This window comes from Desulfoplanes sp. PS50 (assembly GCF_053851535.1).
Genome location: NZ_JBSPZA010000005.1, coordinates 77,041 through 89,507 on the forward strand (window position 1 = coordinate 77,041; position 12,467 = coordinate 89,507).

A 12,467-nucleotide genomic window follows, 5' to 3' on the forward strand; every position below is an offset into this window, starting at 1 on the left:
ATTAACGATTTACATTCTCCACCGGTTTGTCTATGGCTGATTAGGTTTTTTCCAAGCCGCCCATGGAATCATCTTACAACAATCAGCGGAAAGGATCATGTCACCCATACCTTCTCAGTCAATGAGCTTGCGTAAGACGCCTCCCATCACTGACTCAGAGTTTCACGCCCTTCGGGATTTTATCTACAAGCTGACCGGGATAGATGTTCCGGAACGTCGAAAATATCTCTTGGAAACCCGCCTCGGAGCGAGGCTGAAGACACTGGGTTTGAAGAATTTCGGCGAGTATTACAACTACAAGTCGTCACCTGAGCGAAAAAAAGAGCTTGATTTTTTATTTGAAAAAATCACCACCAACGAAACCAGCTTTTTTCGTGACATCAAGCAGCTCGGTGTGTTCAAGACCTTCGTACTCAAACATGTTCTTGATGCGCAGGCCAAATCCAATAACAAGCAACTCAATCTCTGGTGCGCGGGATGCTCCTCGGGAGAAGAACCCTACACCCTGGCCATTATGCTCCACGAGATTCTGAAGATGTCCATCATTGGCTGGAAGATCAATATCTTTGCCAATGATCTCTCCCCTGCCATGATCACCAAGGCCAAGCGCGGTGTCTACAACGATTATTCCCTGCGCAATACCCCCAAGGAAATCATTGCCAAGTATTTCATGCCCCAGCCAGAGGGATTCAAGGTCCACCCCAAGGTGCAGAAACTGGTCACCTTCCATGTACTCAATCTGAACGATTCTCTGGCCATCAAGCGTATTCAGAAGTCACACATTGTTTTTTGTCGCAATGTGATCATTTATTTTGACGACGATATGAAGCGCAAGGTTGTCAATCATTTCTACGATAACCTTTTGCCGGAAGGATATCTGGTCATCGGACATTCAGAAAGTCTTCACAAATATGCTCGTTTTTTCATTCCCCAGGCCAAACCCGGGGGTATCATGTATCAAAAAGCAAAATAACTCCCCAATTGCTAAGCTCGAAACGGAGGGAAGTTGTGCATAAGATCTGTACAGAGCATCTTCTGCCTGAAATGGTGCTGGCCAAAGATGTTCCTGGAGCCGACGGCAGCACCCTGTTCGCCCGAGGACGCTCGTTAAGCGATGAAGATATAGACATTCTGCGAGATTTGGACTTTGGATACGTACACATAGAATCCATGGGCAAACTCAAGGATAATGACGATTTGCTACGTCGTTGTGACGATTATACGTATCAATTTTTCATGTATGTCAATCCTGAAAGCACCCTCTTCAATGAGCTCTATCGTCTCTGTTTGGCGAAGGTTCTCTCCAAAGCCACTGTAGATTGGAATCTTCCCTGTGGAAAAGATCTGCGTGCGACCGACGTGGAATTCATGCGCGATCTTTTTTTCAAGGGGGAAGGATCGCCCAGTGATATTGTCAGTCATGAAACCTCCCTGGTTTCATTCCCGGACATCTACTTCAAGATCAAAGAGGTTCTGGAAAGCAAGACATGTTCGGCATCGAATCTGGCGAAAATCGTATCCACCGATGTCGGATTGACCACAAAAATTTTGCGTTTGGTGAACAGTTCCTTTTATAATTTCTCTTCCAAGATCGATTCCATTGATCGGGCTATTTCCCTCGTGGGCAACAGGGAATTGAGCACCTTGGCACTTGGGGTTTCCGCGATCAATTTTTTCAAGGACATTCCACCGGAACTCATCGATATGCGTACCTTCTGGCGGCATTCTCTGAGTTGCGCCATTTTCAGCAAGCTGATCGCAGCACATATGGGCGTTGCCGCAGAGAGTTTCTTCACCGCCGGTCTGCTCCATGATGCAGGAAGATTGATCATCTTCAAAAACATGCCCTATGGTTCCGTGCAGGCCCTGTTGACGGCTCGCAGCGAGATGCTTCCCCTGGTTGAAGCGGAACGACAGGTTCTTGGATACGATCATACCCAGGTCGGCGATCTTCTTTTTCAGGAATGGAAGATGCCCGATTTTCTGCGTGACATCATTGCCAACCATCATTCACCGGCAAATGCCACCAATCCCAAAAACGCCGCTCTGGTTCAATTGGCCGACAATCTGGCCAATGCCATGACAATTCCCTCTGGATCGACATTTGTCCTGCCCGGAATGCTTGAAGATGACTGGAAGCAGCTTGGTTTGCAGGACAAGCACCTCCAGACGATTTGTCACGAGCATGATCAATGCATTGATCAGGTATTGGAAGCATTCCTTTGATTCAGTCAGGAGGAAACATATCTTACCGGAACGAATGATAAAACATGTCATCCTATAACGTCGACTTTATCAATCCACTGCTTGAAGCCGTGTTGAATGTGCTCTCGACCATGGCCAATGTCGAGGTTGAACCAGCAGCCCCGTTTCTCAACACCCAAAGAACAGCTGTTGGAGACATCACCGGTCAGATCTCTATCAACGGATTCGCCCAGGGGATCATCGCCCTGAGTCTGAGCGAATCCGTTATCTTAAAAATAGTCAATAACATGCTTTTTGAGAACTACACGGAAATCAACGATGAAATAGCCGATGCCGTCGGCGAGTTGACCAACATGATCTCCGGACAGGCTCGAAGCAGTCTTTCTGAAATGGGCATGTCCTTCCAGGCCTCCACCCCGTCGATCATCATCGGGAAGAATAAACCCATCGACCATATTCCCTCCGCCCCCATTCTGAGCATCCCCTTCACGTCTGATGACGGAGATCTTGTCGTGGAAATCAGCCTTGCTGATGCCGAATAGTCTGTTTTGTTCCTCATCGATGGACAACCACCGCTCCGCTCAAGATCGCTCACGAGCCATGTCTCGCCTTGTTCAAGGCAGTATCTGAAACTCCCCTGCAGTCTCTACCCTTCAGGATGAATCGGCCCAAACCGAGTGATCCAGGCATGAGAACACATTCGCCCCGCCAAATTCGGGTCAAGACTTGTGCCGAATCAGAAGATCTGCCATGGTCTTTGTATACGTTACTGACTCCTCTTCTTGCAAAGGACGTCTTTTATGAACCCGACTTCATACATTCTTGCCGCTGATATAGGCGGGACATCCAGCAGGTTCGGATGGTTCTTCATTGACAACGGCCGCCTTGAACGAATCAATCAACTCCATTTGCCGACTGCCGCGAACACATCTTTCCGGGAAATGCTCGAACAGGTCGATGCGGCAGGACCAGATGGTCAGGTTCGCATGGCGGTCTTTGCCGTTGCCGGAGCCATCGAGCAGGATGGATCGGTGCGTCCTCCCAATATATCCTGGAATATTCATCGGGATATGATCACCCCCTATTTTCCCCACCATACCCTTATCAATGATTTCCAGGCCCAGGCCTTTGGATGCCTGACAGATCTGGCCCGTCAGGCAATGACCATTCAGACGGGAACTCCCGAACCAGGCAAGGCTCTGGCTGTCATCGGAGCTGGTACGGGACTGGGACATTGCATGCTCGTACCTGATGGCCAGGGTGATCATGTTGCCGTGGCATCCGAGGCCGGTCATGCCGCCTTTCCCTTCTACCATGACCAGGAACTTGCTTATCAGGCCTTTCTTCATAAAGAAACCGGTTGCAGGTATCCGATCGGAGATATGATTGTCTCGGGGTCCGGACTGGTCAATCTCCATGCCTTTCTGACCGGAACCCGGCTCTCCCCTGCCGAGATTGCACAGGACTTTGACCGGTTTCCCGAAACCCTCACCTGGTTTGCCCGTTTCTACGCCAGGGCCTGCCGGCAGTATTGTCTCAATGTCCTGCCGACTCAAGGACTGTATATCAGTGGCGGTCTGGCAGCCAAGCATCCGAAAATAATCACCCATCCACCATTCATCGCTGAATTTGTGGACTCAAAAAATTACAGCTCCCTCCTGAAGAACATTCCGATATTTTTGAACCGAGATGAAGATATGGGACTTTGGGGCGCGGCCCAATACGGCCGCCAGCAGGTCAACACAGCACGTGTGCTGTGAAACATTTTTTTCAATCGGTACCCGGACATGGAAAAAATTTTCTTGTTTTTTATGGCAGACTTTCACGAGTAAGGTACTAATGCGGCCAAGCCGCAGTTTTAGGTTTTAGGTTTTAAGTTTTAGGTTCAAGCGGTTAGAGAATTTTCTTGTTTTTTATGGCAGACTTTCACGAGTAAGGTACTACCAAGATTACGGATCAAGTCGGGGATGACGATCAAAAAAGACCCGCGTCTTTTGGGCTGCTTTTGAATGGTTGCAAATTGCAAACGCTGATCAGTGGTCAAAACCACGTGATTACCGAGTACACGGAGGAAACACATGGCTTCTTTTGACTACGATATCGGCATCATCGGCGGGGGTCCTGCAGGGCTGACTATAGCGGCGGGGTGTGCCCGAAGCGGGGCCAAGACACTTCTCGTGGAGAGGGAACCCGAACTCGGCGGGGACTGTCTGCACTACGGGTCTGTGCCCAGCAAGACACTTATTCATGCAGCCCGAGTCTATCATCTCCTCGGACAAACCCGGTCCCTGGGACTTCCCAAAATGGATCTTCCTCCGGTGGAATTCAACCAGGTTTCCCGACGAATCAGGGAGGTCATCAGCCGGATCCAGCAACACGATTCCAGAGAACGGTTCTGCAAACTGGGAGCTGCCGTGCACACGGGAAGTGCGACCTTTGTGGACGAGCACCAGATAACCTTTGAGGATGGAACCCGCTTTTCAGCGGAAAAATGGGTCGTGGCGACCGGCTCGAGCCCTGCCATTCCACCCGTGCCCGGACTTGGCGATGTGGATGTTCTGACCAACCGGGATATCTTTTCCCTGGATCGCCTCCCCGCGTCCATGATTATTCTGGGGGGCGGATCTATTGCCGTGGAGATGGCCCAGGCCTTTGCCCGGCTTGGGACCCTGGTGACCATTATCCAGCGCAGTGGTCAGCTCCTTTCACGCGAGGATCCGGACATGGCATTGATCGTTCACCAACGTCTGGAACAGGAAGGGGTCATTGTGCGCACCGGGTTATCCATTGCCCGGGTGAGCGCAGAGGGGGAAATGATCAGGATCAAAGCCACGGACGGTCAGGGGAAGAATCTACTCTTTGAGGCAGAAAAAATCCTGGTGGCTCTTGGCAGAACACCCAACATCAAGAATCTCGGTCTGGACCAGGCAGGTGTGGACCACACCTCCATGGGAATCGTCGTGGATCAATGCTTGCAAACCAGCCAGGAGCATATCTATGCGGCCGGAGATGTTACCGGTCAATTTCTGTTTTCCCATGCGGCCGGATACGAAGGTGAGATCGTTGTCTCCAATGCGGTTTTTAATCTGTCCCGCACGGTCGATTATACCCTCATGCCCTGGTGCACGTACACGGATCCTGAACTGGCAGGCATCGGGTATACGGAAAAACAGGCCCGATACGAAGATATCAAATACAATGTCATCACTGAATCATTTGTCCATAACGATCGATCCCTGACCCAGAACCAGGAGACCGGTTTGCTCAAACTGATCCTGGACCACACGGAAAAGCCGCTTGGGGTGCAGATCGTCGGCCCGCATGCCGGAGAACTTTTGAACGAATGGGTGGCCCTTTTCACCGCAAACATGAACCTCTCGACCCTGGCAGCTGCGGTTCACCTCTACCCCACCTTGTCGGAAATCAACAAACAGGTTGCCGGTTCGTATCTCGCTCCCAAGAGTTTCCCTGAAACTACAAGTAAAGCATTAACTTTATCCTTTCCGTTCAAGGGGAGGACAGGTTCGCTACCGGATGAAGGACGGGGGGAATGATCGGAGGCGGGAAAAAAAATGCGCAGTACGCAGGGCGCAGAAAAGGCGAATGGAAGGTGAATGTCCGTTTGGTCGAACCTTGTGTTCGCCCAAACCGGAAGGAGCAGGAGGAAAAGAAAGGAGACAGGAGAATCCTCGACAATCAGGCCTCCGACCTCGGGGGCTCTGCCTTTTCGGTCGCACAATGTTTCAACCCGGGAGAATGTCATGGATATAGCGATTGTCGGACTTGGACGCATGGGCCGTAACATAGCCGGACGGCTTCTGGATGCAGGACACCGCGTGATTGTCTGGAACAGGACACGTTCCAGGATAGAAGAGATCGCCAACCAGGGAGCGGTCCCCTGCCACCGGCTGGAGGATCTGACTGCACTGCTCCCGGCGCCCCGCATCGTCTGGGTCATGCTTCCGGCGGGCAACCCCACGCAACAGACATTGGACACCCTGGCCGACATCCTCGAACCCGGGGACATGCTCATTGACGGGGGGAACTCCAACTACACGGACGATATCAGACGCGCTCAGGCATTGCATGCAAAAGGATTCCATTACCTGGACATTGGGGTGAGTGGCGGCATCTGGGGGCGAAAAAACGGTTTCTGTCTCATGGTCGGGGGGCGAACTCCGGATTTCGATACATTGGTACCCATTCTCGAGGCTCTGGCACCGCCCGGGGGGTATATGTTCTGCGGCGATCACGGAGCCGGGCATTTCGTGAAAATGATCCACAACGGCATCGAGTACGGCATGATGCAGGCCTATGCCGAAGGGTTCAATCTGCTTGAAAATTCTCCTTTCAGGCAAGGACTCGATTATCAGGCCCTGAGTCATGTGTGGAACCAGGGCAGCGTGATTCGGTCCTGGCTGCTGGAACTTGCCGAACAGGGATTTGGCGATGATCCCAGACTGGAAAACATAGAGCCCTTTGTACAGGATTCAGGGGAGGGAAAATGGGCGCTCGAGCATGCCCTGAAATCGTCCACCCCTGCCCCGGTGCTGGCCATGGCCCTGATGGAGCGATTCAGATCCCGCGAAGCGAACAGCTTTGCAGACAGACTCCTGGCCACCCTGCGCAATCGGTTCGGAGGGCATGCCGTTGTCGAGGCCGAGACCAAAAAATGACAAGGGGAATCCCATGCATACCAGAGATGACAACCCTATCATCACCCCGGAACCCACTTCAGAAACAATCTCCTCCACCTGTACCATCGAGTCAGTCAGTGAACCATTGACCCTGGTCATCTTCGGGGCCACTGGAGATCTCTCTGCGCGTAAAGTCTTCCCCGCTGTCTATAACCTGGTTCGCAGCAAAACCATGGCCCAGCCCTTATTGATCCTTGGTGTCGGGCGATCCGATCTCTCATCCTTTACCTTTCGTGAAAAAATACGATCGAGTCTGGCCTCCGAACAGGACATGGCAACAGATGTGTGGGAGGTTCTGGCCGCATCCATTTCCTATGTGCAACTCGATTACACCTCGCTGAAAGATTATGAACATCTGAAACAAACCCTTCAGGCCCTGGACCCGGGTCGAACAACCCACGGCAATATGCTCTTTTATCTGGCCGTACCCCCGACAAGTTATGCCACCATTGCCACCCATCTCGGCCAGGTCGGTCTTTCCAGAGAGCATATGGACGGCAACGGCCGGATCAGACTGGTCGTGGAAAAACCTTTTGGCAGGGATCTGGAAACCGCCAGGGAACTGGACCGCACCCTTCATGCCTGGTTCAAGGAACATCAGATATTCCGGATTGACCACTACATGGCCAAAGAGACCGTGCAAAACGTGCTCATGCTTCGATTTGCCAACGCCATATTTGAACCGATCTGGAACAGAAGCTATATCGATCATATCGAGATAATCGCTTCGGAAACCCTGGGGGTCGAGCACAGAGCCGGGTATTATGATCAGGCAGGGGTGCTCAGGGATATGTTTCAAAACCACATGATGATGCTTCTGGCCCTGTGCACCATGGAACCGCCCTCGCTCTTTGAATCCGAACGGGTCAGGGACGAGCGGTCCAAGGTCTATCGTGCCCTGCGTCCCTTTCCGGTGGACAGGATCGATGAACAATTGGTACTCGGTCAGTACACATCCGGAATCGTCCAGGACAAGCCCGTGAGCGGATATGTCGACGAACCCGGTGTACCTGGTCGGTCCATGACCCCGACCTATGCGAAGATGAAGGTGTTTATCGACAATTGGCGCTGGCAGGGTGTGCCCGTCCTGCTCACTTCAGGCAAACGCATGACCGAAAAACGCACCGAAATCGCGGTTCAGTTCAAGGAGGTTCCCTGTTCCATGTTTCACCACCTCCTTGGGGAACACCTCCTTGGGGAACATATCGCTGCCAACAGGCTCATCCTGGGTATTCATCCCAATGAATGCGTTGATCTAACCTTTCAGACCAAGGCCCCGGGAACCAGAATCTGCCTGCGTCCCGTGACCATGCATTTCGACTACACCCAGGGATATGAAGGCCCCCTCTTGGATGCCTATGAAAAAATCCTTCTTGACTGCATGCTTGGGGACCAGACCCTGTTCTGGCGTCAGGACGCCGTGGAACTCTGCTGGAGCTTTCTGACCCCCATCCTCAAGGAATGCGACTGTCCGGAGTACAGAAAGAAGATCCATCCCTACCCGGCAGGAACCAACGGCCCTGTGGAGGCCGCACGGATCAGACCGTGACCCGTATCCGCATCCTGTTCCACAGACCATGACAGTATCCAGGCAACACGGAGCACCTCTCATGCACACCCCAGCATCCTATCAGCGACTCTCCTTTTCCCACTCCGATGAAATGGTCGATTTTGCCGGTGAACTTATCGCACGACGAGCCAGGGATTGTGTGACCAGAAACGGCGTCTTCCGGCTGGTTCTCTCTGGAGGAGATTCGCCCGTTCCCTTGTACCGACGATTTGCCGATGCCGAGAATCCCCTGGATATTCCCTGGGAACAAACGGAAATTTTCTGGGGTGATGAACGAATGGTCGAGGCTTCCTCGGAAAAGAGCAATTATGGACTCGCTGCCTCCACATTCCTGAACAGGGTTCGCCTCGGCCCCAAAAATATCCATCGCATGCACGGTGAATCCACAAACCCTGAACTGGCCGCGCAAAACTATGAATATACCATAGCCGGCTCTTTTGGTTTACCTGCTTTTCCCGCCGCATGGGATCAGAGCGGTCCCCTCATGTTTCCCAGCTTTGACGTGGTTCTGCTGGGCATGGGCCCGGACGGCCATACAGCGTCTATCTTCCCGGGGTCTCCGGCCCTTGAGACCAGACGGTGGGTGCTTCCGGTCCCCAGCCCGGAAATCCCCCCCCGCATTCCCCGGCTGACCATGACACTCCCTCTGCTTTCCACGGCCAGGACGGTAATCTTTCTCGTTAAGGCCAAGGGCAAGGACGCAGCCCTGGAAAGAGTCTTCTCCTCAAATCAACGGACCCTGCTTCCAGCGGGCCGCATTGGAGCGGATAACGAGTTGTTCTGGTTGATTGTGCGATAACACTATCCGGTTATACTTTCTCAACTTTTTAACATTCAGCCTGTTGAATCGACATACAACGCGCCTGAACAGGTATCCTGTAGGAATCAAAAAAAAATCCCGCATGCATGTACATGACTGCGGGATTTTTTTATCTGTATGATTTTCAGATCAGGATACAGCGCCGGACAGTACTTCTCGAAAGAATGCCCCCGCCCGTTTTTCCAGCCAATAGACATTGTCTTTACCGGGTAAATGAAAGCCCACATGACCTCCATACCGGGGTATCTCCACAAAGAGATCCGGGTTTGTTTGTGCCTTGGCTACGGGATAGCATGAAGACGAAAGAAAAGGATCGTCTTTGGCCTGAACAATGAGGGTTGGAATGCGGATATTTTGAAGGAACTGGTCGCAGGATGCCTTGTGATAATAATCTTCGGCACTTTCAAAACCATGAAAAGGGGCCGTGTACCGGTCGTCGAACACGGAAAAGGTTCGGATGGCATCGAGCCCTGTTGTATCGACCATGTCCGGAAACATGGCTGCTTTGGTCCGCACCTTCTGCCGGAGTCCTTTCATGAAATATTCCATGTACAATCGGTTTGCCGGCCTCCCCATCATCCTACATGATCCGGCCAGATCGCAGGGCACGGAAAACACGACTGCCCCTTTGACCTCATCGGGAACCATGCCCGGGTCTTCACCCAGATACTTGAGGGTCTGATTACCCCCCATACTGAATCCCACCAGCAGCACATGGTCATATTCTCCCTGATCGAGCATATGAGAGATGACCGTGTGCAGATCATCGGTCACCCCGCTGTGGTAAAGACGCAGCAACCGGTTGGGCTCCCCGGAACACCCTCTGAAATTCAGACATACGGCATCGTACCCGATACGGTTCATCTCCCTTGCCATGCCCAGGGGATATTTTTTTCGAGCGTTCCCCTCGAGACCATGGCTGATGACAACCACGGTGTGGGAATTGTTTCCCGGAGCGCGATGTCTATCGATGTCGAGAAAATCACCATCCGGGGTGTTGATGCGCTCACGCCGGGGAGCGTTTACCGGCGTGGGTCTGAACAATGTGGGGAATACGGTGTGCACATGGCCGTTGGTCAACGGCCAGACTGGTCTGTAATCAGGAATGGGTAGAAGAGGCATGGTCGGGTAAGGTGCAAAAGGTCAAAACAAGGGGGCCGCCGGGCGGATTATCCCGAACAGCCCCTGTAAGACGCTTGGCCGCAAAAAACAATAGAAGAACGCCTATCGGCAGGGCTGAGTTGTTCTCATGGCCGGCTTGCCCCGTTCTGGACGGTTTGAAACTCTCTCGCCGGCCTCGTACCACCAAGCCGTTGCTCAATGAAAATAAACTGTACGGGCAAAATGTCAGGCAACGGCTTGGTGAACGATGCCTGGCTCGCTCAGACAGTCAAACCATCCAGAGCGGGGCAAGCCGGCCATCATATTTCATGCATGAGAACAAACGTGTCCTGGCTACCGGATCTTTTTCTCGTTCATGAACATGTATCCAAGGACCAGAATGATGAGGGAAATGACCAGGAAATGGATGAACATGTCCTTCTGGATCGCCCCCCAGATGATGTACAGGGAACCCGCTCCCGACAGGAGGGGACAGAGGTAGCGGCTGAATCCGCCCAGATCCGTGAAGGTCCGCATCACCCAGATGTAGATGGATATGTAGATGACATAGAGAAAGGCGATGGGCAGTTCGGAGATGTCCATGAACTGGCCCCACCATCCGGCGAAATTCCCGTACCAGACCACCAGCCACATGCAGGAGAGGACATATCCGAACAGGGCGGAATGAATGGTGCTGTTGGTGTGGGGATTGACCACGCTGAAGAATTCGGATTTCGGACCCATCTTCCGGGAGGCGATGGAATACATTCCCCGGGCCGAGCCCATGATCAGACCGTTGAGCGTTCCCAGACAGGAGATGATCACGAATACCGTGAGCACGGTCCCGCTGAGTCGATCGAAGATCAGGGCGATGACCCTGACCGGGGCGGCGTCCGCTTCGGCCAGGACCTGATCGTTGGTCAGCACCCCGGAAATACCGATATAGTACAGCATGTAAAAACAGACCACGGCAATGGTCCCGACCACCAGGGCCTTGGGCAGGGTCCGCTTGGAGTCCCTGAGTTCCGCATTGATGCAGGTGGCAATGATCCAGCCCTCGTAGGCAAAGGCCGTGGACAGGGTGGCGACGGCCAGGCCGCCTCCGCTGGAAACGGTCTGTGCGGCCTGGGTGAAGTTTTCCAGGGTCTGTCCGCTGGTGAGCCCGGCAATGCCGCCCACAACGGCCACCAATGCCAGGGGGATCAGTTTGATGACCGTGGAGGTGATCTGCCATTTCCCGGCCAGCACAGGGGAATAATAATTGAGCAGAAAAAAGCCGGTCAGGTAGACGGCCGAGATGATCCACACGGAATCGGGCATCCCGATGAGGCCGGCGGTATAATTGGCAGAGACCCAGGCCAGAACCGCCACCAGGGTGGGGTAGTAGATGAAGGTCAGAAACCAGGCCACCAGATAACCGGCCTTCCTACCGTAGGCCTCTTCGAAATAATCGACCACACCGTTGACCCGTTCGATACGTGTGGCGATTTTCGAGAACACGTAGGCAGTGACCACCATGATCGAACCACCGATCAGCCACGCGAAAAGGGCCGTACCCAGATCGCCTCCGGAGGCCTTGAGCACGTCATCCGCCTTGAAGAACACTCCCGAGCCGATCACGATCCCCACAACCATGGCGGTTGCTGTCCAGAATCCGTACTTTTTCTGCAGATCTTGTTGCATAACGTTGTCACACCTTGTTGTTGATCAAAGCCAAGATTTTCACCGGCTGTTCACCATTCCCCTGCCGTCTTTCCCCAGCCTACGACATTTTAACCGTCAGGGCCTATAGAGACAGGGCAAACGTGGTGCGCACCAACCAGTCAAAGCCGATCGCTCTGAAATGCATGAACCAGAAAGCGGGCCATCCCTCTGCACGTAAGAGGACAACAGATTATAAACCGGGTTTTTTTGCGCCCTTCCCGGTTGAATGTCCAGAACCTTTTTCCATGCCCGTCAGGGAGTTGTAAGCGTAGAGAAAAAATGTGCCCTTGCAAAACAGGGCTGATTTGTTCTCATGGCCGGCTTGCCCCGCTTGGGGCGGTTTGACTGTCTGAGCGAGCCAGGCATCGTT

At 52.9% G+C, this 12,467-nt stretch carries 10 protein-coding genes; 8 read left to right on the forward strand and 2 right to left on the reverse strand.

Going from position 1 to position 12,467, the window contains the following annotated elements:
* Positions 1-97 precede the first annotated feature (97 nt).
* From ACTVJH_RS03640 to pgl, 8 genes are all read left to right on the forward strand, one after another.
* Positions 98-973, forward strand: a complete 876-nt coding sequence (locus tag ACTVJH_RS03640) for a CheR family methyltransferase (protein ID WP_455987564.1) — start codon at positions 98-100, stop codon at positions 971-973.
* A 35-nt stretch (positions 974-1,008) separates the two neighbouring features.
* Positions 1,009-2,226, forward strand: a complete 1,218-nt coding sequence (locus ACTVJH_RS03645) for an HDOD domain-containing protein (protein ID WP_455987566.1) — start codon at positions 1,009-1,011, stop codon at positions 2,224-2,226.
* A 44-nt stretch (positions 2,227-2,270) separates the two neighbouring features.
* Positions 2,271-2,747: a chemotaxis protein CheX gene (locus ACTVJH_RS03650; protein ID WP_455987568.1), complete on the forward strand. Its 477-nt coding sequence runs from the start codon at positions 2,271-2,273 to the stop codon at positions 2,745-2,747.
* A 258-nt stretch (positions 2,748-3,005) separates the two neighbouring features.
* On the forward strand, positions 3,006-3,965 hold the full coding sequence (locus ACTVJH_RS03655; protein WP_455987569.1) for a glucokinase: 960 nt from the start codon (positions 3,006-3,008) through the stop codon (positions 3,963-3,965).
* A gap of 318 nt (positions 3,966-4,283) precedes the next feature.
* The gene (locus tag ACTVJH_RS03660) at positions 4,284-5,759 is read left to right on the forward strand and encodes a dihydrolipoyl dehydrogenase family protein (protein ID WP_455987571.1); all 1,476 of its coding nucleotides are present in this window, start codon (positions 4,284-4,286) and stop codon (positions 5,757-5,759) included.
* A 207-nt stretch (positions 5,760-5,966) separates the two neighbouring features.
* A complete protein-coding gene (gene gnd / locus ACTVJH_RS03665; protein WP_455987573.1) occupies positions 5,967-6,881 on the forward strand; it encodes a phosphogluconate dehydrogenase (NAD(+)-dependent, decarboxylating) in 915 nt (304 codons plus the stop codon).
* A gap of 13 nt (positions 6,882-6,894) precedes the next feature.
* The gene (gene zwf, locus ACTVJH_RS03670; RefSeq protein ID WP_455987575.1) at positions 6,895-8,451 is read left to right on the forward strand and encodes a glucose-6-phosphate dehydrogenase; all 1,557 of its coding nucleotides are present in this window, start codon (positions 6,895-6,897) and stop codon (positions 8,449-8,451) included.
* 61 nt (positions 8,452-8,512) lie between these two features.
* The gene (gene pgl / locus ACTVJH_RS03675) at positions 8,513-9,271 is read left to right on the forward strand and encodes a 6-phosphogluconolactonase (RefSeq protein ID WP_455987576.1); all 759 of its coding nucleotides are present in this window, start codon (positions 8,513-8,515) and stop codon (positions 9,269-9,271) included.
* 150 nt (positions 9,272-9,421) lie between these two features.
* On the opposite strand, the gene ACTVJH_RS03680 is transcribed toward pgl, so the two are convergent.
* Both ACTVJH_RS03680 and ACTVJH_RS03685 read right to left on the reverse strand, forming a co-directional pair.
* The gene (locus ACTVJH_RS03680) at positions 9,422-10,414 is read right to left on the reverse strand and encodes a YheT family hydrolase (protein WP_455987578.1); all 993 of its coding nucleotides are present in this window, start codon (positions 10,412-10,414) and stop codon (positions 9,422-9,424) included.
* Positions 10,415-10,747: 333 nt separating this feature from the next.
* A complete protein-coding gene (locus tag ACTVJH_RS03685; RefSeq protein WP_455987580.1) occupies positions 10,748-12,076 on the reverse strand; it encodes an APC family permease in 1,329 nt (442 codons plus the stop codon).
* Positions 12,077-12,467 lie beyond the last annotated feature (391 nt).

Coding starts and splice junctions, on each gene's coding strand:
- ACTVJH_RS03640 (WP_455987564.1), top strand. CDS start 98: ATGTCACCCATACCTTCTCAGTCAATGAGCTTGCGTAAGACGCCTCCC.
- ACTVJH_RS03650 (WP_455987568.1), top strand. CDS start 2,271: ATGTCATCCTATAACGTCGACTTTATCAATCCACTGCTTGAAGCCGTG.
- ACTVJH_RS03655 (WP_455987569.1), top strand. CDS start 3,006: ATGAACCCGACTTCATACATTCTTGCCGCTGATATAGGCGGGACATCC.
- ACTVJH_RS03660 (WP_455987571.1), top strand. CDS start 4,284: ATGGCTTCTTTTGACTACGATATCGGCATCATCGGCGGGGGTCCTGCA.
- gnd (WP_455987573.1), top strand. CDS start 5,967: ATGGATATAGCGATTGTCGGACTTGGACGCATGGGCCGTAACATAGCC.
- zwf (WP_455987575.1), top strand. CDS start 6,895: ATGCATACCAGAGATGACAACCCTATCATCACCCCGGAACCCACTTCA.
- pgl (WP_455987576.1), top strand. CDS start 8,513: ATGCACACCCCAGCATCCTATCAGCGACTCTCCTTTTCCCACTCCGAT.
- ACTVJH_RS03680 (WP_455987578.1), bottom strand. CDS start 10,414: ATGCCTCTTCTACCCATTCCTGATTACAGACCAGTCTGGCCGTTGACC.
- ACTVJH_RS03685 (WP_455987580.1), bottom strand. CDS start 12,076: ATGCAACAAGATCTGCAGAAAAAGTACGGATTCTGGACAGCAACCGCC.